Below are 20,753 nucleotides of genomic sequence, written 5' to 3'. Positions count from 1 at the left end.
TTTGTTTGTTACTTAACACCCTGCATTTTCTTTTGAATAACCGGTGAAAGCAGGAATAGCAATAAGCTTAGTACTAATGCAGCTCCACCAATTACACCAAAGTATAGTGTTTCGGTTTCTGCTGTATAGAATTTAACGATTTGTGCGTTAATAGCCTGTGCTGCTGCGTTGGACAGGAACCACAGACTCATCGTTTGAGCCGAGAAGGCTGCAGGAGCCAGTTTCGTAGTGGCAGACAGTCCGACTGGCGATAGGCACAATTCACCAAGAACGACGATAAAGTAACTCAAAACGAGCCATAATGGGTTAACCAATGCATCTCCACTCAACGTTCCAGGTACCAGAATTACGATGAAGGAAAGTCCGGCAAATAATAGTCCTAAAGAGAACTTCTTAGGAACGGATGGCTGGCGGTCGCCAAGCTTGACCCACATCCAGGCAAATACAGGTGCCAGGAAGATGATGAATAATGGATTCAATGATTGGAACCAAGCAGGAGAAATGTCGATACCTGCAAACTCTAGCTGTGTACGCTTGTCCGCGTAATTAGCCAAAATCGTCGAACCTTGTTCCTGGATCGCCCAGAACATTACTGAAGCGATGAACAGCGGGATGTAGGCAATAATTCGTGAACGTTCAACCGCAGTTGTTTTCGGACTGCGATACATCACTACAAAGTAACAGGAAGGGATCAAAATTCCGAGAATTCCGATCAACCCGATGAATGTATCAAAGGTAAGTAATCCCATAGGAATGGTAATGGCGATCAGCACGATAATTACCAATGCAGCTAATCCCATCCATTTAAAGAATTTTTTCTTTTCCTCAGCAGAAAGCGGGTTACCTACATAGCTTCCGGCAAGTCCAAGATTTTTCTTTCTCGTAAAGATGTAGACGACCAATCCTAAGAACATACCTACTGCTGCGACACCAAAGCCAAGGTGGAAATTATACTCTGTTCCGAGTGTTCCGACAATTAATGGAGCAAGGAAACCACCAAGGTTGATACCCATATAGAAAATACTGAAACCAGCGTCACGGCGCTGATCTTCTTCGCTATAAATTTCACCGACCATGGTTGATACGTTCGGTTTTAATAAACCTGTACCAAGGACAATAAGCACCATGGACACAAAGAACAAGGTAATACTTCCTGGAATAGCCAGGGCAATGTGTCCGAACATGATCAATATTCCGCCGTATAAAAGTGCTCTTGAAGTACCGAGTATTCTATCGGCCAGCCAGCCGCCGATAATACCAGACATGTATACGAGTGAACCATAAATAGACATGATAGCAAGCGCAGTGCTTTCCGGAAGTCCCAAACCACCGTTGGATACTTCATAGTACATGTAAAATACGAGAATCGCTCTCATTCCATAATAAGAGAAACGTTCCCAAAATTCAGTAAAAAATAGCGTAAATAAACCTTTCGGGTGACCAAAAAAGCCTTTCTGAGGTACGCTGTCCACAATTTTCTGTTTTTTCTCGCCAGTCATAAGCAACCTCCTTTTATTACCTTTACCATATTATTTCTATCTAGTTCAAATGTCAAAGTAAAAATCAGGTAATAGCTTGTAAACATTGATATAGCGGGGATTTTTTTTCAGCGGAAGAAGATAGAAACGGAGTTTTTTTATGGTTGATTGGTATAATGATGGTACTTTTCCATTTCTAAATGGAAGTAGCATTACTTATTTATTTTATTTTTTTCGAAAAAACTTTTATAATTTATCTAGTACATATAATAGAAGAGAGGGACTACTATGAAATTACTGGAAGAAATCTTAGCGCATAATGAACAATTTGTTGAAAACAAGGACTATGAAAAATATCAAACAGACAAGTTCCCTAATAAAAGGGCGGTAATCATCTCTTGCATGGATACCCGACTCGTCGAACTGCTTCCACAATCAATGAATGTTGGGAATGGCGATGCGAAAATCATTAAAACTGCTGGAGCGATCGTCGCTCATCCGTTTGGAAGTATCATGCGTAGTATATTGGTAGCTGTGTATGAATTGAAAGCAGATGAAGTCTTTGTGGTAGGTCACCATGACTGTGGCATGTCCAGTTTAAATGCTGAATCGATGTTGGACAAAGTGAAAGAACGAGGTGTAAGTGAAGAAACGTTGGCGACATTGGAGTATTCGGGGGTAGATCTTGACAGGTTTTTGCAGGGATTCGACCGTGTGGAAGATAGTGTAAAGCATAGTGTGGAGACGATCAAGCATCATCCTATGCTGCCAGGAGATGTACCGGTACATGGGTTGGTCATTGCACCGGACACGGGTAGACTTGATGTTGTCGTAGATGGGTATAAGCAATAGGAAATCGACCTTTGAAGCCACTCCGAAAAGAAGTGGCTTCTTTTTTTAGGCATCGAACGAGTATATGGAATTCATTTCACCCAGGTCCCTCACGTCTGCTAATCGATCCCTTCAAAAATGAACACGGCTAGTTAAAAACTGTCAATTTCGCTTGCATATGTGACAGTTTTTTGCAGGAAAAGACAAAATCGATGCGAATGTATTAAAGATAGTCGAAAAGGGGGACTCATATGAAATTAAAAATTATCCATACCAATGACTTGCATAGTCAGTTTGAAAATTTTTCCCGGGCAGTGTCATTAATCGAAGAACAAAAGGATGAAAATACCCTATTGCTCGATGGTGGTGATTTTGCAGACTTTAAGAGTATTGAACTTCAGGGAACCAAAGGGATGGCGGCAGTCGAGCTGCTGAGTGAAGCAGGATACGATGCGCTGACCATTGGAAACAATGAAATGTTCAACGGCTTGGATACGCTGGAAAATATGGCTTTGAACAGCCCTGTTCCATTTATAAGCAATAATCTCTTAAAAAAAGAACGGACACCAATTAGAGGAGTCGTCACTAGTACGATCATTGAAAAAAAGGGGTTACGAATTCTGGTCACCGGTTCTTCCCCTGATCTACAAGAATTCAATGATGGGATAGGGATTCATGTCGCTGATTTTCAATCCTCTTTACAAGCAGAATTGGATAGACAGGAGGGTTTGTATGATATTTGTGTTGTGTTGAGTCACATTGGCACAGTGGCCGACCATAGACTAGCAGAAGAGGTGTCGGGCATTGATGTGTTGATTTCCGCACACGACCATCAGTTATATACAGAGCCTAAGTTGATCAATGGCACTATTTGCAATAGCGCCGGATCGTTTGGCGAATATGTCGGAATTCTCGAACTAGCGATAGAAAATGGAAAAGTATTACTAACCGACAGTTTCATGCTATCCACAGGCGATAGAGAAGTATCCAATGGAGTAGTCGATATATTGGCTAAAAACAAGGAAAAGGCTGTAAAGTATTTAAGCCGGACCCTATTTACCATCGAGCAGCCGTTGTGGCATGACGTGATTGAGGAAAACCCGTTATCCAATTTAATTGCAGATGGACTGAGAGATTTGTTACATACGGATCTTGGATTGATTAACAGTGGAATCGTACATGCTGGTTTATTCGGCTTTGTTTCTGAAAAAAAATTAATCGAAACCTGCCCTTCACCATTAAATCCGACCATATTTGAAATCAAGGGAAAAGATTTAAAAACGGCACTGGAGCAAACACTCGATGCGCAAGCATGTTTGTCCGATGGAAGAGGGCCGGGCTTCAGAGGGAAATATGCAGGAAGACTCCATGTTTCCGGAGCGACAGTCGAGCATGATGGCAATCGTCTGATTAACGTGACAATCGGGGACCGGGAGTTGAACAATGATGAATGGTATTCGATTGCCAGTTCCGATTATTTGCAACGGGGTTCCGGGTATCCGGCTTTGGCTGACAACCGCAATCAAGTTTACAGGCCGGAATATATCCGGGATGTGATCAGAGAGTACGCTGCCAAACCCGCATTCCTTGAGCAGGCTGCAACCAAACGCTGGATCCACCATACCGATATCCTTGTTTGAGAAAGGGCTATGATGATGCAGAATCAATTTATCAAAAACGTCAAGCATTATTTTAAACAGGAAGGGGAAGCGTGGCTGGAACGCCTGCCGGAAATTATCCATCAATGTGAGCAGAAGTGGCGAGTTACGATGGAAGAGCCATATTCGTTATCTGTCAATTATGCAGCACCTGCCAAGCTAAATGACAGAACACAAGTGGTCGTAAAAATTTCCATACCAGGTGAAGAATTTTCGCGTGAATTAGAAGCGCTTAAGCTATTACAATCTCAGTCGATGGTTGAATTGCTAGATGTTGATCAAGAGTTGGGTGCCTTCCTATTGGAGCGGATAATACCCGGAGATTCTCTGGCTGACATCGAAGATGAGGAAAAAGCCTGCCGGACTGCTGCGAGGGTATTCAGGCAGCTTACAGCAGAATCACCGGAAAGAGTCCAGCTGCCCACTACCGAGGAGAGGGAGAAATCCTTGGCTAAAATTATCGACAATCATCCTGAAGGCTGCGGTCCAATAAGCCGGTCGACTTTACTGGAAGCGAAGCGTGTTTTTCGCCATTTACACAGTACCAGTCGAAAGAAGTGGGTATTGCATGGAGATTTCCATCATTACAATATCCTCCGGGACGGAGATAGTACATGGAAGGTGATCGATCCTAAAGGACTGATCGGTGAACGGGAGTATGATTTAATTCAATTTTTGCTAAACAAGCTGCCGGACGAAAATCCTGTCACTGTAATGGGGAATCGCATCGAAATATTTACGAAAACCTTGCAGCTGGACAGGGAACGTTTCCTGTTATGGGGCTTCTGCCACAGCGTACTTGCAGCCTGTTGGACAGTTGAAGATGATGGCAGTTATCATCGACCATTTTATCAAGCAATTGCCGCTTTTCAACAGCTATACAAACAACAATTTCACCACGATATCAGTGAAGTAGCGTTCGGTTGAAACAAAGCGCAGATTATCACTTTCGTAATAGTTTGAATTTATTCAGGGCAGTCGGCCAGTTTACCGGCTGTCCTTGCTTTAATTGATATAACAGTTCATGAAAGACGGGCTGGAGCCCATAAAAATCCCGGACGCGTTCATATAGACGTTCACTAGGTTCTATTCCTTGGTAATGGTGAAGGACTTGGCGGGTGAAAGCAGGTCCGTAATCCCAATAAAAACCCGCGAAATCGAAGGCGGGATCTCCATATTGGGAATCCGTGAAATCAATTATGCCGTTAATCACACCGTTTTCCTCATTAAAAATAATATTGTCAGCGGACAAGTCACCATGGATCCAGGTTTTGGTACCAGTCTTTTCCCGGTTTCTTTCCAAAAAAGAGGTGAAAGTCTGCGATACCAATTTGACTTCCTCCTTCGGTAAGTGAGGAAAAATCCCCTTCTGGACAGCTGTATAAAATTTTTCCCAATAATCTTGGGTATGTATCGTGAAATTGATGCTCTCTATTTGACTGGCAGAAATCGAATGAAGCGTACTTAGAAACTTACCAAGAAGTTTTGCGTTATTTTCATTAAAAAGCAAGTCTTCCGGTTGGATGGTCGAGAGGGACTTGCCTTTAACGATTGGATAATAAATCGCAACTATTCTGCCGCTCGCATCGCGAAGTTCCTGACAGTGGGGAACTAGCAATACGGGTCCTGCTTTCCTCAAAGCTTTCAATAGAGCCAACTCTCGTTCTGTATGTCGACGAACCATTTCAGTCTTAGGGAAACGGAAGACAAGTTCGTCGTTAACAAACAAGATGTCGTGATCCCAACCGACATGATTAACGTTGGCGGACTCGATAGACAAATCAGGTACAAATTGGTGAAGGATTTGTAGGAGTGTTTGCTTATTCATTTTTTCCTCCTTGCTGACTGGAAAAAAAATCATACCATAACTTGGTGTAATCAACCCATCCGAGGGCGTTAAACTCAATGCTTTCTACATAATCTGGATACATAGCATATTGTTTTAACCGGTACAAAAAAACATAATAATGGGTAAGACACAAATTTGCTTCCTCTTGTTGTAATCGCATGATAAATGCTTGCTCAGTTAGCCCTTCTGATGTAAGACATTCCAATCGCTCCCTGTTCCAATCGGGGAGATGATGTGCCGCTAAGCTCTGGCTTCCATGAAAAAAAGACAAATAGGTTAGTAACCGGCTTTCATCAGCAAGTTGTTCACCTAGCAACATGTCTGCCTTAGAGAGATCTTGACGAACCAGTTCTTCGAATGGCAAAAAGTGCAAGGCAACTTTTATTCCTGCATTCCCCAATTCCTGTTGAATCCATTTGCCATCCAACTCATTACCAGCCCCATGATAACTGTATAAGTGAAACGTTTTACCATTATAGCTACTGCTATTCAGAAGTTTTTTTCTTGAGGAAACGCTACGGTAAAGCAGACTGGCATTTTCTGTACTTTGAATGAGCCTGGAAGCTGGGGCATATCTATTGCCCTGCAATTGTTTAATCATTTTTTCTGGTTTCAGCAAATGAAAAACAGCTTCGCGCAAAAATGGATCTTTGGCTAATTTTCCTCTGTCTCCGTTCAAGGTAAGCAGCTTACTGCCGTTGTCGACAGCCGTCTTTTGACGGTAATGCGGTGTTGAATTAGTGTAAGGGTATTGATAAAAGTTGGTTGGTTTCCTTTCGGCCACGGAAGACGACTGATTGTCATACAACTGCGGGAAAAAATACATCATAATTTCATCAAGGAATGGCCTGGTTCTAAAAAAAGATGCAAATACTTTGAGTCTGAGCTGGTTGTTGGTATTTTCGATCACCTGGAAGGGTCCTGTACCGATAGGAACCGACGTTGAGGGAGTAGTAGCTGATAATATGCTTCCGCCCATACTTCCCGCCATATATAAAAAATAAGGCATCGGTTTTTGAAAGGTAAACCGTACCAAATAAGTGTCTACCGGTTTTGCTTTATCAAGAGAAAAAGTATGTTATTATAAAGTACATAAATATCATACTAACAGGAGTGAAACACGGTGTATAAACCATTCTCACAAGCTGATTATAAGCCTTCTGATAAGCCTAAAGCACTGTATTTGAGGAAGTCTAAGAAAAGTAAAGGCATGACTGACGCAGAAACAATAGAAAGCCATTTAAAGCGTTTGACTGACTTCTGTAAGGAACAAGGCTGGAAGGATTATGTTATCTATAATGATTATGTGGCAAAGTCAACGAACGTAAAAAGAGAAGAATATAAAAAAATGTTAAAGGCATGTTTAGACGGAAAACACGATTTAATAATTGTTGTGGAAGAATCGAGGCTATATCGTACTGTACACGAACAAACAAACGTATATGAAGAACTGAAAGGTACTGAAATAGCTATCCTTTCAATACGTGAAGGCTACATCTTCCCTAACGATAGAAACCAGTTTTTAACTAATATCATTCGTGGTGCAATGAATCAGCAAGAACTTGAAAACTTTGCTTATAGAATGAATGTAAAAGTTTTGGCAAGTGCAAAGGAAGGTATCTATGTTAATAAGTCACCTTTCGGCTACTTCAAAGATAAGGACAAGCTGATACCTCACCCTATCGAAAGCAAGACATTCAGATTTATTGTTGACAAAGTTCTTGAAGGATATGTAATAGCTGAAATCATAGGACAACTTAACCAACTCGGATATACCACAAAGTCTGGTAAGAAGTGGAAAGACGTTGGTACAATTACAAGAATGTTGGCTAATCGTGTTTATTTAGGTGAAAGCCACTATTACAGTAAGATGTTTGGCGAAGATGTTATTGTTAGAGATACCCACCAGCCTTTATTAACGATAGAGGAATTTCAAGAAGTGCATAATATGATTAAGTCACGCAGTAGGAATCCACAAGGAATTCGTTACACTAAAATAAATACTGTACTGGATAGATTAGTGGTATGTGGTATATGTGGAAATAGATTACCTATTCATAAGTCATGGACTAATAAAGAAGGTGTTACATCTTATCAGATTGGAAAGTGTCAAAAGGTTATCGGTGAATATAACGAAAAGAAATGTCCTAATAAATCAATTTCCATGAAGGAACTACTTCCCCACTTTTATATAGCTGTTGAAAGCTATAAGGAAGCGTTAAGAGAAGAAATAAAAAGCGTTGATATAGATACCACCAATGATAAGAAAATCAGCGTTATGAATCAAATTAAGGACATCAAAAGCCGTATGGGTGAAATACAAACTGAGATACAAAACGCTAAAAGTTATCTAATCAAAGGGATTTTATCGGAAGCAGACTATGTAGGATTAGTACCACCTTTAGAGAAGGACGCAAAAGAATTGAAGGTGAAACTAGAGGATAACGAAAGGCTACTGGCTAGTTTGAATGATTATGATAGAAGTTCAGTTATTCAAAACGCTGTTGATTCGCTAAATAACATTGAAAACGAAAGCATTGAAAATCAGAATAGGATATACAGACTACTGTTTGAACACCTAGAATTAGTAAATACAGTAGATGAATTTGAAATAAGACTAAAAGAAAAGGACGTCTCCAATTAGGAAGCGTCCTTCTTTGTTTCTGTATTTGATTGAGATAATTTTACGATTGCCTCAGCTACTTGTTTATAGTTAGGATTAGTGGCTTTGATTATGGTTACTTTAGGCGTACGTTTATTCTTCATAATCACATCACCCCACGTAAGCCATAATATTCAAATTGATTATTTTGGTTACTAAAAATCCATCAATTTTATTCTTTAGCATTTCCTTTATGTTTGATTTCCCCATTGTTGTCCGTTCCCCTCAGTATGAATGTTAGAGGCTGTAAAAAAAGCCCTACACCCTGTTACTTGCAAATAAGGGCTGAAATAGGACATTTTGATTCATTTAAATTTATGCCTGTTCAATTCATAAAACCTCTACACTTCTTAACTGATGAAAAACGCTGTTTTTAGGACATTTAAGTTTAAGAAATATAAAGTAATAAAATATGACTTTCAAAACCTGTAAAACACCCTGTTCCCATGAAACTACTAATAGGGAAATCTTAATGGGTTTCCTACGGTGAATAATGACATTGGATTGATCTCCTAATAGCAAGGTGTGGCGTTCGGTTGCCATGCCTATTTTTATTTACTTCGGAAGTCATAAATTATGATGAATTAGTGAGGTGGAAGAATTGAAACTAACAGCAGAAATGTTACCTTTTATTCGTAAATGTCGAGGGCTTAGTCAATCTGAATTTGCTGAATATAGTGGCATACCTCAGGCACGTCTTTCAGATATTGAGACAGGGAAGATTTCTATTACAGGTCACTATACAGGCAAGCTATTCTTTGCCATTGGTAAATTGAAATTTAATGAAAAAGACTTACAACGTATTTCAGAATTGGTAGAAAATCAAAACAAATAAAACTATAAGGTGGTTATTTATTATGGCAAATTTTAATCCTGAATTTATTAAACGCTTGGCTATGGGTGATGATGAAGCACACGAACAAATCAAAGGACTGTCTACCCTAGAAAAAATGGCAATCGGTAACGCTGTTGACCAGCTAAGACGTGACGAAAATATTGTTCCTGTTGACGGTGGCAAAATGTCTATTTATGAACAGCCTAAGAGTTCTTACTCTAATGATGAAGAAGTGGCAAACGCACTGGCAGAACGTAACAGGCTATTACGTGAGGCTGAGGAACGCAGAGAACAGATTAGACAAGAACATTTAGAGAAGGAAATCAAGGCAAGGGTAGAACGTGCAAGGGCTGGACTTGCTATGAATGACAGACGTTAATTAAAAGTATTTCCCTCTACTAATAACCCACTTGGCATTAAATCGCTAAGTGGGTTTTTTCTATTACTTATAAAAGGTGGTTAATTTGATAAATGGAAAAATATATTAAGCAATTAGTTACTAAATCATGTGCGAATTTTATAGACGGAAAATGTATTTTATCGGACAAGGAATGTCCTTTGCTTGTTGGTGGTGAATATCGAGGTAANAAAGGACGTCTCCAATTAGGAAGCGTCCTTCTTTGTTTCTGTATTTGATTGAGATAATTTTACGATTGCCTCAGCTACTTGTTTATAGTTAGGATTAGTGGCTTTGATTATGGTTACTTTAGGCGTACGTTTATTCTTCATAATCACATCACCCCACGTAAGCCATAATATTCAAATTGATTATTTTGGTTACTAAAAATCCATCAATTTTATTCTTTAGCATTTCCTTTATGTTTGATTTCCCCATTGTTGTCCGTTCCCCTCAGTATGAATGTTAGAGGCTGTAAAAAAAGCCCTACACCCTGTTACTTGCAAATAAGGGCTGAAATAGGACATTTTGATTCATTTAAATTTATGCCTGTTCAATTCATAAAACCTCTACACTTCTTAACTGATGAAAAACGCTGTTTTTAGGACATTTAAGTTTAAGAAATATAAAGTAATAAAATATGACTTTCAAAACCTGTAAAACACCCTGTTCCCATGAAACTACTAATAGGGAAATCTTAATGGGTTTCCTACGGTGAATAATGACATTGGATTGATCTCCTAATAGCAAGGTGTGGCGTTCGGTTGCCATGCCTATTTTTATTTACTTCGGAAGTCATAAATTATGATGAATTAGTGAGGTGGAAGAATTGAAACTAACAGCAGAAATGTTACCTTTTATTCGTAAATGTCGAGGGCTTAGTCAATCTGAATTTGCTGAATATAGTGGCATACCTCAGGCACGTCTTTCAGATATTGAGACAGGGAAGATTTCTATTACAGGTCACTATACAGGCAAGCTATTCTTTGCCATTGGTAAATTGAAATTTAATGAAAAAGACTTACAACGTATTTCAGAATTGGTAGAAAATCAAAACAAATAAAACTATAAGGTGGTTATTTATTATGGCAAATTTTAATCCTGAATTTATTAAACGCTTGGCTATGGGTGATGATGAAGCACACGAACAAATCAAAGGACTGTCTACCCTAGAAAAAATGGCAATCGGTAACGCTGTTGACCAGCTAAGACGTGACGAAAATATTGTTCCTGTTGACGGTGGCAAAATGTCTATTTATGAACAGCCTAAGAGTTCTTACTCTAATGATGAAGAAGTGGCAAACGCACTGGCAGAACGTAACAGGCTATTACGTGAGGCTGAGGAACGCAGAGAACAGATTAGACAAGAACATTTAGAGAAGGAAATCAAGGCAAGGGTAGAACGTGCAAGGGCTGGACTTGCTATGAATGACAGACGTTAATTAAAAGTATTTCCCTCTACTAATAACCCACTTGGCATTAAATCGCTAAGTGGGTTTTTTCTATTACTTATAAAAGGTGGTTAATTTGATAAATGGAAAAATATATTAAGCAATTAGTTACTAAATCATGTGCGAATTTTATAGACGGAAAATGTATTTTATCGGACAAGGAATGTCCTTTGCTTGTTGGTGGTGAATATCGAGGTAAAAAGATAACAGCTAAGGACTGTTCATGTACTTACTTTGAAAAGGCTGTTCTCCCCGCTGTTAAGACATTAGAGGCGGTTTACTATGGTAAGGAAACAGTATTAAACAAAACGTGTAAGGGCTGTGGCAAGGGCTTTAGTTCTGTATCCAACAGGGCTGTTTATTGTTCAGAAATATGTAAAAGATCAGCAAGGAAAAGCACTCATATCAAATACAATCAAAAAAGGGCTAAATAACGACACTTAGACATAAACAAACCCAGTCATATCAAGGCTTTCAAGCGTTGGAATTTAGGTGGTAAGGTGTTTATACCTAACCTGTTTCTAACTGTCGTTAATCAATAATAAAAGGTGGTCAACAATGGAACAGTACACTAAGGAACGATATACAAACATGATGAAAATCCCTATGTCAATGGAAGGTAGTAACAAGGCATTGTATCATTACAGAAAACCAACTGTACAGAATTGTAAAGTTACTTTTGCAGACGGTTCTACCTATTGGGAAAAAATGATTTTTAATGATAAGTTCTTATCAATTAAAGTTGAACCTAACAAGCTGTATTTAGACGAGGCTTGCACTGTTTTAGCTGACGTGACACGAAAACAGAAAATACAGAAATGTAAAAGAATGGGGCTTATTTAATTTATTCTTCATATCTGTCTATGATAAACTGGTCTTGATTATTAGAAGCTAGGAGGGGTACAGTTTGTTCAAAAATATTATTTTTGATGTAGATGGAACTATTTTAGATACTGAAAAAGCTATATTAAAATCCCTACAAAAAGTCTTAAAAGAAGAAGGAAAAGATTATCAATTAGAGGATTTAAGATTTGCTTTAGGAATACCAGGGATAGAAACATTAAAAAAATTAAACGTGACCGATTTGGAACGTGTCCATCCAAAATGGTCAGAGACTGTACTAGAATTTTCTCACGAGGTAAGTGTTTTTAAGGATTTAGAAAATGTTATAAAAACACTATCAGAAAGCCCTGTCAGAACTGGTATTGTGACTTCAAAAACAAAACAAGAGTTAATTGATGAATTTGAACCATTTGGATTGAGTTCATTTTTTGAGTACACGATATGTGCAAGCGATACTGAAAAACATAAACCACACCCTGAACCTTTATTAGCTTGTTTAAAAGGGTTAAATGCTGTTCAGGAGGAAACTATATACATTGGAGATTCAATCTATGATATGCAATGTTCAAAAAGTGCTGGAGTAAAATTTGCCCTTGCTTTATGGGGTTCTAAAACAACAGAAGGGTTTGAATCAGCAGATTATATTCTAAAAAACCCAAAAGATATTTTAGATTTAATAGCTTTGCGGTAGCCCTAAAAAGTTTTGAAAAAATCCCGCAAAAATTTTTATTGCTGCTTTCACTTTATAATATAGCAAAAACTTGAACCACCCCATCCCCAAAAAAAGTTTTAAAAATGGTGCGTATATTTTGTAAGTACCAGACCGACCCCCAAGCCCCCCTGCCCCCCTATGGTGGGGGTATGCTGGTTGGCTGTTCCTCATAGATCTAATTCCATACCTTCCTGTATCGTGCCTGAGTTCGCATATTCCTTTCCTTTCATTGTTCATTCGTTTTTCTTCATTCGTTCATTGTCTGTTGTCTTTGCCTTGCCTCGTGCTGTTGTCCTTCCTTGCCTCGTGCTGTTGTCCTCGTGTGGTGTCCTCACCTTTGCCCTTGCCTCTTTCCCTATTCCCTTGCCTTTATAGGTGCTATACGTCTATGTGGGGCAGTGGTAGGTGGGGGTATATATCCCTTATTACCCTGTTATTAGTGCTGTATGGGTAGGTATAGCCCTATATGTTAGCACCATTATTTAGTGGTATTATTGATAATCATAGTGTCATAACTTTTAAGTATTGACACCGATTTTAAGGTACTGTAATATCAAGGTATCGAAAGGTGTCATAACTTAGTGCCATAAATAAACTAAAGAAAATGAGGTTTTTACATATGAAATACGGATACGCTAGGGTTTCAACAGTTAATCAGGATTTAGAATCACAAATAACAGCACTAGAAAATGAAGGCTGTGAAAAAATCTATTCTGAGAAGTTCACAGGGACTAAAGCGGATAGACCCCAATTTAAAGAATTATTGTCAATTCTTGAAGCTGGTGACACTTTAATAATAACTAAATTAGACCGGTTCGCAAGATCAACAGGTGACGCTATAGAAACAATTAAGGATTTATTTAAACGAGGCGTTAGAGTTCATGTACTAAATATGGGTATCGTTGAGGACACCCCAACAGGACGACTAATATTTAATATCATGAGTTCCTTTGCAGAATTTGAAAGGGATATGATTGTAGAACGTACACAGGAAGGCAAAGCAATAGCTAAACAGCGTGACGACTTTAGGGAAGGTAGACCGAACAAATACAGTAAAAAACAGCTAGAACACGCTTTAAAGCTGTTAGAAACTCACTCATATAAAGAGGTAGAGGAAACAACAGGGATAAGTAAAAGTACGTTAATAAGGGCGAAAAAGAAGGCGAATAGCTAAGGCTAATCGTCTTTTTTGTGCAAAAAAATATTCTGAGGCGAATGTGTAAAACAAGCAAACAAGCGTTATTTGCCCAAAAAATCACAATAGAAAAGTGTCAAAAACCTATAAGTTATCAGGGTTCACAGCTAAAGCCCTCACTGTGCAACTTGTGACTAATAACACTGATAAACGTTGATTTTATAAGGTGGTTAATCACAAAATTTAATAATCCCTAGACGGTGGTACTAATAACATCTGTAAAGCCTTTTTTCATAGGGTTGTTAATCACAAAAATGATTAAATTAAAAAGCACCCTAATTGGATGCCTTAGCTTTTTCAATAGTAGTAAGTATGTGGGTTAAGTTTTCCAATGATTTTTGATTAAAGTCTCTTCCTGTTGCCCTAAATAAGCCCTTTGCTATATCACATAACACCCTTTCAGAATGAACGTCTACTATAAAGGATTTTTCAGGCAAACTAGCGTCAACGTGTGCACCACCGCTTTTATTAGCAGATTCTTTAATAAAATCAAATATCGTTAATTCCTGATACTTATCGCTAATAGTAATTTTCAAAATGACTTGTTCTAACCATTCTTTTAAATCAATCATTGGTTTTTCAAAATCAAATAATCCATCAGGAATAAAAGCGTCACCCTTTTCATTGAATACAACAAACTCTTTCACAGGATATAACTTAGGTTTAGGATTGATCTTTTTAATTAAGGAATTATCAGTAATGACTTTTCCTTTACCTTTTTTTCTCTTTACAGATGTATCGCATAATATAAGCCTTAACTGACCAGCAATTACATTGTTAAACTCCTTTATTTCAAAGAATTGAACCATCATTACACTATATTCTAGTATCTTCATGGCTTCATCATATTTTGTTTTCGTACCTCTATTTGACCTATTGAATATTAAATCTTTTCTTATTTCCATTTTTTATCACCCACATATTCAATTCCATAAAACATAGTACAATCCCTTCAAGAAATGAAATTTGCCATTGTGATTAACAAACTTTAAAAACCCTTATATATCAAGGGTTCACAGAATTTAATAATCACAATTTTAATAATCCCTGAAATTGTAGCTTTAATCGGTATGTAAATCCTCACAGGTTAATCCCTAAATTTGTGACTTTAAGAAACCCAGTCATATCAAGGTCTTTTGTTAATCCCTAAATTTGTGACTAATAAATACCTGTAAAGTGGGGTGTCGCCAAAGATAAATAGGTAAGGAAGTAAGGATAATAAATTATAAATAACAGCTATAACAGTAATAAAGATAAAAGATAACAGCTTCGCTGGTTCGGTGATAAATCACCTCCCAAATATTAAAAACAATAACTAATAACTATTCTAATAACAGCTATCAATAGTAACAAAAATAATAGTAATTCTTTAATAGAGTTGTCGAGTTTACGAGACAAGCGTAAGCAATTATCTTTTAATGAATAATTCTATCCAGCATTATAGCTGGTGTGACAATTGAATATTCCTAAACCTAAACCAGTTAACAGCAATAGCAAGGTAACAGCACTTTTCCCTAATGGTCTTTATAGATCGTTAGGGATTCTTTTTTTGTCCATTTTTCACAGCTAAAATTCCACCATACATCCTTTATTAAAATACTTTATAATAATAGGTTTTATCAGGGGAAAAGAACATCCAGTGATATGGTGATTCTCGTGAATCCTTGTGACGAAGAAAGCTGTAACATACATCCTGTGCCGTCATTTCATTGCCATCATGAAAAAGAACACCTTTTCTTAGATGGAAAATCCACTCGGTATAATCATGATTGGGAGTCCAATGGTGAGCCAAATCAGGCACGTGTTTGCCTTCTTTCTCATCGAATAGAACCAGCCGGTTGAATATATGACGCATGACATGGTTTTCCGAGCGACGGTTTATCAGTAAAGGGTCAAGTACCGGAAGCGGCCGGTAAGAGGGGAATTGAAGTCTATCCATTCTGTCGCCTAGTTTTTCCTGTTGCTCATTGGAAGTGTTAAATAACCAGTCGATGAAGGATTCCAGGGCTTTCCTGCTGCTTGAAAAGGTTTGTAAAAAGCGGATCCCTTCCTCTACAGAAGCCGCTTTCGTTCGATTTTGGGCTTCGGCCAAAAGCAAATCCTCCAATCTGGCAACCAGGCGAATGGTGGAAGTGTTTCATCTTCCTTTCCCAGGCCTCCAAACGATCCATCCCTTCTGTTCCAACCGCCGGACGACCAACTTGGCGTTACGCTCCGTACAGGATAATAAATTGGATAATTTCCCTATCGTTATGGGCTGTTCTTGCTTCTGATTAAGCAATGTCTGGCATAAACGTTGATAATGTTCCAGTAGTCTCATTTTGCCACTCTCTTAAAAAGGGGAAATAAATATGGTTTGATTATACACTTTTTTTCCTCTTTTTAACATGTACACTTTAGGGAGGAGGGAGCAGACATGAAATCTAAAATGCAAAGAAGGAGAAGAAACTGGGGAGATTCACGTAAAAACCAGGTCATCGGTATAGCGCTGATTACCGCAATTTCCGTTTTAGGAGATGCGATGCTATTGATTGCTTTGCCGATTTATTGGGAGGAAGCAGGACTGGTTTCTCTATGGCAAGTAGGCGTGCTTTTGTCCGTCAATCGTTTTATCCGGCTTCCGGTCAATCCGTTGATCGGCTTGTTTTATCAACATTTTCAACGGCGGACAGGCATTTTGATCGCCGTTTATTTGGCGGTAGCCACGACTGCATCTTATGGACTGCTTTCGAATTTTTGGCTGCTTGTATGGATGAGGGCTTTGTGGGGAATTGCCTGGTCATTTCTAAGGCTTGGAGGTTATCTAATCGTTATTGAGGCTTCTACAGATAGTAATCGCGGCCAATATGTCGGATTGTATAACGGATTGTGGGGACTTGGAGGTTTAACCGGTATGCTTGTCGGGGGGATTCTAATCGATCAAACTTCTTTCCTTCTTACGGCATGTTTGTTTGCTTTCATCGGCTTGACGGCAATCCCTGTAGTATATTGGCTGATTCCAGCTAAAACGGAACATACTTCATCATCCTCTCGTGTAAAAGGCTGGGGAAAAGGATGGAATTCAGGCCGAATATGGCTGGTACTTGTAACTGGGGGAGCGGTTGGAATCATGGTATTTGGTTTATTTGCTTCGACACTCAGCCAATTGCTAGCGAGCCGATTCCCGAGTTCCTGGTCTGTAAGCGGATTAACTATTGGGGCGGCTTCATTGGCAGGTTTCATCCAGGCAGTCCGTTGGGCGTGGGATCCTTTTCTTGCTCCAAAAATCGGTAAACTGTTAAACCATTCTCGCGCCATGTTTCGATCCCTTCTCGTTGTGTTGTTTTCGGGGGGAGCCATGTTTATTATCATAGGTAATTCTATGACTCTAACTATTCTAATTCCGGCACTGTTGTTATTCCAGTTAACATCGACCGGATTTGTCACGACTTCCGATACATTGGCTGCCAGTACTGCTGCAAAGACTGATCGGGTTAAGATGATGACTGCTTATACGATTACCGTCGATGTGGGTGCGGCATTGGGACCGCTTATTTCGTTTTGGCTGATGGACATATCAAGCATAGCACTTGTCTATACACTGGCGGGTTCTCTGCTTCTCCTGTTTGGGGTAGGATGGCTGCTTGTTTTTATTCGCAAGGACCATCCTCTGCTCCAAGAATAAAAGCATAGCTCCTGGATAGCAGGGGAATAAAGGATGGTTCAAGAATAGTAAGAGGGGAAGAAAAAAAGGAAAAAGGGGATCGTGCAATGAAGGAAGAAAATCGTTCGAAAGCAGACGTGCAAAACCAATTTGGAAAAAATGCGGCAAATTATGTATCAAGCAACATCCATGCAAAAGGAAGGGATTTGGAAAGGTTAAAACAAATCTTGGAATGGAATGGTACAGAATCCGTGTTGGACATTGCGACTGGAGGCGGGCATGTGGCAAACGCACTGGCGCCGTTGGCAAGGAAAGTGACAGCCTTTGACCTTACGAGCGAGATGCTTGTGGCTTCTGAAAAATTTGTGAAGGGAAACGGCCATGCGAACGTTGATTTTATACAAGGCGATGCGGAGGAACTGCCCTTTGGGGATGATTCTTTTGATGTAGCCGTGTGTCGGATTGCGGCCCACCATTTTAGCAATGTGTCCACATTTGTTCAGGAAGCATATCGGATAGTGAAAAAAGGCGGAGTATTTCTCTTGATCGATAATACAGCGCCGGAAAATGATCGCATGGATAAATTTTATAATGAAATGGAAAAACGACGTGATTATAGTCATCAGCGGGCGTTGAAAAAATCGGAATGGCTTTGCCTAATAGAGGAGAAGGGATTCGAGCTGGAGGAACTTTATCGTTTTCCAAAGCAGTTTTTCTTTGAAAAATGGTGTGAGACGATGGATGTACCAGAAGACGAAAAGCATGCTCTATCAGAAGTTATGTTACAGGCACCGCAAGATATCAAGCAGAAATTCCGGATCGAAGAAAAGAATGGCACGGTGTATAGCTTTGAGGCAGAAGCCATTCTTCTAAAAGCATTGAAAAAGGAAAGTTAAAAGTATAAATAGGACAATCCACTTAGTTTGTTTACTGTACAAACTAAGAAAGAGTTGATACAATACCCCTATAGTAAGCGATTACATCAGGAAGGGGTGACCAAGGAAAGTATTTCTACTTTCCGGGAGAATATGAAAGAGAACAAAAAGCTTTATATCATTCTAGTGACATTAGTAGCAACACTTGGCGGTCTATTATTCGGTTATGATACCGCTGTTATATCCGGGGCGGAAGGTGCATTAGAGGCCTATTTTGCCGATAGTTTGAATCTTAGTGCGCTTGTCCATGGTATTACCGTCTCAAGTGCCTTGATCGGATGTATCATCGGCGGCCTGCTATCCGGTTACTTGGCTTCCGGCCTCGGCCGTAAATATTCACTTATATTGGCAGCATTACTTTTTCTTGTTTCTGCGTTAGGTTCGGCCTTCCCAGAGTTTCTTTTCTTTACAAAAGGTGAACCGACAATGGCTTTGTTGGTGACCTTCAACCTTTACCGGATCATCGGAGGCATTGGTGTCGGTCTTGCTTCGGCAGTGTCCCCTATGTACATTGGCGAAATAGCCCCACCGGAAACAAGAGGTAGTCTTGTTTCATTGAACCAGTTTGCTATTATATTCGGAATGTTGGTTGTCTATTTTGTTAACTGGGGGATTGCCAAGGGGCAAACCGTAGCTTGGGTAAATGATACCGGGTGGCGATACATGTTTCTATCGGAAGCGATTCCTGCAGCATTGTTTTTATTCCTGCTGTTTTTCGTGCCGGAAACACCGAGATATCTTGTTTCCAAACAGCAAAATGAAAAGGCAAGGCGTATATTGGGTAAGATTTATGATCAAAACATGGCCAAAGCGACCATGTATGAAATCGAAAAATCATTTGATGTGAAAAAAGCGAAATTGTTTTCCTATGGCAAAAAGATTATTGTCATCGGTATATTGTTATCTGTTTTTCAGCAGTTTGTCGGTATTAATGTAGCACTTTACTATGCTCCGCGTATTTTTGAAAGCATGGGGGCGGCACGAGATGCATCGATGTTCCAAACGATCATCATGGGGATGGTAAATGTCATCTTTACATTGATCGCTATCTTTACGGTGGATAAGTTTGGACGTAAGCCGCTGCTGATCATTGGATCTATTGGCATGGCTGTCGGAATGTTCGGTGTAGCCGGCATGGCTTTCTCAAATGCCATCGGAATCGGTACGTTGGTTTTCATTATAATTTATACGGCTTCCTTTATGATGTCCTGGGGACCGATCGTCTGGGTATTGATTGCAGAAATTTTCCCAAACAAAATCCGCGGTCAGGCAGTGGCAATTGCCGTTGCAGCCCAGTGGGCGGCTAACTACTTCATCTCCTCGACATATCCGTCGATGATGGAGTTTAGCGGTGGATTGACCTATTCTTTCTATGGAATCATGAGTGTGGTTTCTGCTTTATTCGTCTGGAAGATGGTTCCGGAGACCAAAGGAAGATCTCTGGAGGAATTGGAGATGATTCTGGTAAGTCAAAAGAAACATCGTTCGGCTTAATGTATCCGGTTTCGTAAACCGGTGAAAATAAAAAAGACCTTCCGTTAACAAATGATTAATGGAAGGTCTTTTATTGGTTTTGTTCCTCGTTAAAACGGCTCTATACTGAGTGTGGTGGTGTCCCTGCAGTGTGCAAAAAAAAGTACACTCATTCCCTCTCTCTTTGTTAACCTGAAGTTGCTGAACCAAAGGAAAAAGAGAGGGATATGAGTGCAACGTCGTTTTATCATAGAATTACAGGGATTAAAGATAAACAAGTAGATGTATGGAATATAGAGGAAGAAGGAGCGCCTTAAGAGTAGAGCTTTACACAAGACATTGGCAACAAAAGTGCCCGTTCTGTAAAGAGAAAACAATGGTTTAAGACAAGTGATGAGAAGACAGCCGGAAAAGGGCTGGAAGAATGTTTGAAATGGATGCGTGCTTCAAACATAGAGGCATTTCGCCGTGTAAGAAAAACGTTCATGCGTTGGAAACAAGAGATTTTACAGTCATTCATGTATCCATTTCATAATGGGTATATCAAGGGAATAAACCATACGATAAAGGTTTTAAAACGAGATTCCTTTGGAATCAAAGACGTTGAACGATTAAAGCATAAAATTTTATGGCAGCAAGCGGTTAAAAAGGCTCTGTAGAGCGAAATAGTGTAGCAGAGGAAATAAGCGAGACTCCTGCGGAAAAACGGGCGGCCGAGACCCCACAGCGGGCCTTGCGAGGAGGCTCGGGCGTTCGTCCGCGGAAAGCGAGTTTATTTCCTCTGCGGTCTG

Annotated in this window: 22 protein-coding genes and 2 pseudogenes; 16 read left to right on the top strand and 8 right to left on the bottom strand. The window is 39.5% G+C overall.

All coding sequences use genetic code 11. The features are described from left to right. Nucleotides 1–8: 8 nt before the first annotated feature. Entirely contained in the window at nucleotides 9–1,499 is a 1,491-nt protein-coding gene (locus tag BN1067_RS18040) for a peptide MFS transporter (protein WP_053220192.1), read from the bottom strand. A 267-nt stretch (nucleotides 1,500–1,766) separates the two neighbouring features. Here BN1067_RS18040 and BN1067_RS18035 point away from each other — a divergent pair, with 267 nt between their 5' ends. The 3 genes from BN1067_RS18035 to BN1067_RS18025 all read left to right on the top strand — a co-directional run bounded on the left by BN1067_RS18035 (nucleotide 1,767) and on the right by BN1067_RS18025 (nucleotide 4,894). Next, nucleotides 1,767–2,330, top strand: coding sequence for a beta-class carbonic anhydrase (locus BN1067_RS18035; RefSeq protein ID WP_053220191.1), 564 nt, complete (start codon nucleotides 1,767–1,769; stop codon nucleotides 2,328–2,330). 230 nt (nucleotides 2,331–2,560) lie between these two features. Beyond that, nucleotides 2,561–3,949, top strand: a complete 1,389-nt coding sequence (locus BN1067_RS18030) for a bifunctional metallophosphatase/5'-nucleotidase (RefSeq protein ID WP_053220190.1) — start codon at nucleotides 2,561–2,563, stop codon at nucleotides 3,947–3,949. A gap of 12 nt (nucleotides 3,950–3,961) precedes the next feature. Continuing rightward, the gene (locus BN1067_RS18025) at nucleotides 3,962–4,894 is read left to right on the top strand and encodes an aminoglycoside phosphotransferase family protein (protein WP_053220189.1); all 933 of its coding nucleotides are present in this window, start codon (nucleotides 3,962–3,964) and stop codon (nucleotides 4,892–4,894) included. Between the two features lie 16 nt (nucleotides 4,895–4,910). Here BN1067_RS18025 and BN1067_RS18020 read toward each other — a convergent pair whose 3' ends face one another. Further along, entirely contained in the window at nucleotides 4,911–5,795 is an 885-nt protein-coding gene (locus tag BN1067_RS18020; protein ID WP_053220188.1) for a phosphotransferase, read from the bottom strand. Then, nucleotides 5,788–6,867 (bottom strand): annotated as a pseudogene (locus BN1067_RS18015) (ABC transporter substrate-binding protein); the annotation flags it as partial. The pseudogene BN1067_RS18015 and the gene BN1067_RS18020, both read right to left, overlap by 8 nt. A gap of 72 nt (nucleotides 6,868–6,939) precedes the next feature. Here BN1067_RS18015 and BN1067_RS18010 point away from each other — a divergent pair. Continuing rightward, complete coding sequence (locus tag BN1067_RS18010; RefSeq protein ID WP_053220186.1) at nucleotides 6,940–8,460, top strand: recombinase family protein; 1,521 nt, start codon at nucleotides 6,940–6,942, stop codon at nucleotides 8,458–8,460. Here the strand turns inward: BN1067_RS18010 and BN1067_RS20455 are convergent. Next, complete coding sequence (locus BN1067_RS20455; RefSeq protein WP_267893616.1) at nucleotides 8,457–8,582, bottom strand: hypothetical protein; 126 nt, start codon at nucleotides 8,580–8,582, stop codon at nucleotides 8,457–8,459. The two genes, BN1067_RS18010 and BN1067_RS20455, sit on opposite strands and share 4 nt — an antisense overlap. Before the next feature lie 497 nt (nucleotides 8,583–9,079). Between BN1067_RS20455 and BN1067_RS18005 the strand changes: the two genes are divergently transcribed. Both BN1067_RS18005 and BN1067_RS18000 read left to right on the top strand, forming a co-directional pair. Further along, nucleotides 9,080–9,313 (top strand): helix-turn-helix domain-containing protein, encoded by a 234-nt coding sequence (locus tag BN1067_RS18005; RefSeq protein WP_053220185.1) that lies wholly within the window; start codon nucleotides 9,080–9,082, stop codon nucleotides 9,311–9,313. Between the two features lie 22 nt (nucleotides 9,314–9,335). After that, entirely contained in the window at nucleotides 9,336–9,692 is a 357-nt protein-coding gene (locus tag BN1067_RS18000) for a hypothetical protein (protein WP_053220184.1), read from the top strand. 224 nt (nucleotides 9,693–9,916) lie between these two features. Here BN1067_RS18000 and BN1067_RS20450 read toward each other — a convergent pair whose 3' ends face one another. Next, nucleotides 9,917–10,042 (bottom strand): hypothetical protein, encoded by a 126-nt coding sequence (locus BN1067_RS20450; RefSeq protein ID WP_267893616.1) that lies wholly within the window; start codon nucleotides 10,040–10,042, stop codon nucleotides 9,917–9,919. A 497-nt stretch (nucleotides 10,043–10,539) separates the two neighbouring features. Here BN1067_RS20450 and BN1067_RS17995 point away from each other — a divergent pair, with 497 nt between their 5' ends. From BN1067_RS17995 to BN1067_RS17965, 6 genes are all read left to right on the top strand, one after another. After that, on the top strand, nucleotides 10,540–10,773 hold the full coding sequence (locus BN1067_RS17995; RefSeq protein WP_053220185.1) for a helix-turn-helix domain-containing protein: 234 nt from the start codon (nucleotides 10,540–10,542) through the stop codon (nucleotides 10,771–10,773). A gap of 22 nt (nucleotides 10,774–10,795) precedes the next feature. Continuing rightward, nucleotides 10,796–11,152: a hypothetical protein gene (locus BN1067_RS17990; protein WP_053220184.1), complete on the top strand. Its 357-nt coding sequence runs from the start codon at nucleotides 10,796–10,798 to the stop codon at nucleotides 11,150–11,152. Between the two features lie 92 nt (nucleotides 11,153–11,244). Continuing rightward, nucleotides 11,245–11,595 carry a cysteine-rich VLP protein gene (locus BN1067_RS17985; RefSeq protein WP_053220183.1) on the top strand — a complete coding sequence of 117 codons (351 nt, stop codon included), beginning with the start codon at nucleotides 11,245–11,247 and terminating at the stop codon, nucleotides 11,593–11,595. 124 nt (nucleotides 11,596–11,719) lie between these two features. Next, nucleotides 11,720–12,004 (top strand): hypothetical protein, encoded by a 285-nt coding sequence (locus tag BN1067_RS17980; RefSeq protein WP_053220182.1) that lies wholly within the window; start codon nucleotides 11,720–11,722, stop codon nucleotides 12,002–12,004. Nucleotides 12,005–12,068: 64 nt separating this feature from the next. Next, entirely contained in the window at nucleotides 12,069–12,695 is a 627-nt protein-coding gene (locus BN1067_RS17975; RefSeq protein WP_053220181.1) for an HAD family hydrolase, read from the top strand. Between the two features lie 640 nt (nucleotides 12,696–13,335). Further along, nucleotides 13,336–13,890: a recombinase family protein gene (locus BN1067_RS17965; protein ID WP_053220179.1), complete on the top strand. Its 555-nt coding sequence runs from the start codon at nucleotides 13,336–13,338 to the stop codon at nucleotides 13,888–13,890. A 296-nt stretch (nucleotides 13,891–14,186) separates the two neighbouring features. Here the strand turns inward: BN1067_RS17965 and BN1067_RS17960 are convergent, their stop codons facing one another. The 3 genes from BN1067_RS17960 to BN1067_RS20655 all read right to left on the bottom strand — a co-directional run bounded on the left by BN1067_RS17960 (nucleotide 14,187) and on the right by BN1067_RS20655 (nucleotide 16,231). Continuing rightward, on the bottom strand, nucleotides 14,187–14,816 hold the full coding sequence (locus BN1067_RS17960; protein ID WP_053220178.1) for a hypothetical protein: 630 nt from the start codon (nucleotides 14,814–14,816) through the stop codon (nucleotides 14,187–14,189). 686 nt (nucleotides 14,817–15,502) lie between these two features. Further along, nucleotides 15,503–16,003, bottom strand: a complete 501-nt coding sequence (locus BN1067_RS17955; RefSeq protein WP_053220177.1) for an ABC transporter substrate-binding protein — start codon at nucleotides 16,001–16,003, stop codon at nucleotides 15,503–15,505. 45 nt (nucleotides 16,004–16,048) lie between these two features. Continuing rightward, nucleotides 16,049–16,231, bottom strand: a complete 183-nt coding sequence (locus BN1067_RS20655) for an SgrR family transcriptional regulator (RefSeq protein WP_053220176.1) — start codon at nucleotides 16,229–16,231, stop codon at nucleotides 16,049–16,051. 96 nt (nucleotides 16,232–16,327) lie between these two features. Here BN1067_RS20655 and BN1067_RS17945 point away from each other — a divergent pair, with 96 nt between their 5' ends. The 4 genes and pseudogenes from BN1067_RS17945 to BN1067_RS17930 all read left to right on the top strand — a co-directional run. Next, nucleotides 16,328–17,575: an MFS transporter gene (locus BN1067_RS17945; RefSeq protein ID WP_110943562.1), complete on the top strand. Its 1,248-nt coding sequence runs from the start codon at nucleotides 16,328–16,330 to the stop codon at nucleotides 17,573–17,575. Between the two features lie 86 nt (nucleotides 17,576–17,661). Further along, nucleotides 17,662–18,450: a class I SAM-dependent methyltransferase gene (locus BN1067_RS17940; protein WP_053220175.1), complete on the top strand. Its 789-nt coding sequence runs from the start codon at nucleotides 17,662–17,664 to the stop codon at nucleotides 18,448–18,450. Nucleotides 18,451–18,582: 132 nt separating this feature from the next. Beyond that, nucleotides 18,583–19,983, top strand: coding sequence for a D-xylose transporter XylE (gene xylE, locus BN1067_RS17935; RefSeq protein ID WP_053220211.1), 1,401 nt, complete (start codon nucleotides 18,583–18,585; stop codon nucleotides 19,981–19,983). Between the two features lie 350 nt (nucleotides 19,984–20,333). After that, nucleotides 20,334–20,621 (top strand): annotated as a pseudogene (locus BN1067_RS17930) (transposase); the annotation flags it as partial. Between the last annotated feature and the right edge of the window lie 132 nt (nucleotides 20,622–20,753).

The organism is Virgibacillus senegalensis, assembly GCF_000821245.2.
GTDB lineage: Bacteria > Bacillota > Bacilli > Bacillales > Amphibacillaceae > Sediminibacillus > Sediminibacillus senegalensis.
The sequence above is the reverse complement of the archived record's forward strand: the minus strand, read 5'-3'. Positions and strand labels throughout refer to the sequence as shown.

Coding starts and splice junctions, on each gene's coding strand:
- BN1067_RS18040 (WP_053220192.1), bottom strand. CDS start 1,499: ATGACTGGCGAGAAAAAACAGAAAATTGTGGACAGCGTACCTCAGAAA.
- BN1067_RS18035 (WP_053220191.1), top strand. CDS start 1,767: ATGAAATTACTGGAAGAAATCTTAGCGCATAATGAACAATTTGTTGAA.
- BN1067_RS18030 (WP_053220190.1), top strand. CDS start 2,561: ATGAAATTAAAAATTATCCATACCAATGACTTGCATAGTCAGTTTGAA.
- BN1067_RS18025 (WP_053220189.1), top strand. CDS start 3,962: ATGATGCAGAATCAATTTATCAAAAACGTCAAGCATTATTTTAAACAG.
- BN1067_RS18020 (WP_053220188.1), bottom strand. CDS start 5,795: ATGAATAAGCAAACACTCCTACAAATCCTTCACCAATTTGTACCTGAT.
- BN1067_RS20455 (WP_267893616.1), bottom strand. CDS start 8,582: ATGAAGAATAAACGTACGCCTAAAGTAACCATAATCAAAGCCACTAAT.
- BN1067_RS18000 (WP_053220184.1), top strand. CDS start 9,336: ATGGCAAATTTTAATCCTGAATTTATTAAACGCTTGGCTATGGGTGAT.
- BN1067_RS20450 (WP_267893616.1), bottom strand. CDS start 10,042: ATGAAGAATAAACGTACGCCTAAAGTAACCATAATCAAAGCCACTAAT.
- BN1067_RS17990 (WP_053220184.1), top strand. CDS start 10,796: ATGGCAAATTTTAATCCTGAATTTATTAAACGCTTGGCTATGGGTGAT.
- BN1067_RS17985 (WP_053220183.1), top strand. CDS start 11,245: ATGGAAAAATATATTAAGCAATTAGTTACTAAATCATGTGCGAATTTT.
- BN1067_RS17980 (WP_053220182.1), top strand. CDS start 11,720: ATGGAACAGTACACTAAGGAACGATATACAAACATGATGAAAATCCCT.
- BN1067_RS17965 (WP_053220179.1), top strand. CDS start 13,336: ATGAAATACGGATACGCTAGGGTTTCAACAGTTAATCAGGATTTAGAA.
- BN1067_RS17960 (WP_053220178.1), bottom strand. CDS start 14,816: ATGGAAATAAGAAAAGATTTAATATTCAATAGGTCAAATAGAGGTACG.
- BN1067_RS20655 (WP_053220176.1), bottom strand. CDS start 16,231: ATGAGACTACTGGAACATTATCAACGTTTATGCCAGACATTGCTTAAT.
- BN1067_RS17945 (WP_110943562.1), top strand. CDS start 16,328: ATGAAATCTAAAATGCAAAGAAGGAGAAGAAACTGGGGAGATTCACGT.
- BN1067_RS17940 (WP_053220175.1), top strand. CDS start 17,662: ATGAAGGAAGAAAATCGTTCGAAAGCAGACGTGCAAAACCAATTTGGA.
- xylE (WP_053220211.1), top strand. CDS start 18,583: ATGAAAGAGAACAAAAAGCTTTATATCATTCTAGTGACATTAGTAGCA.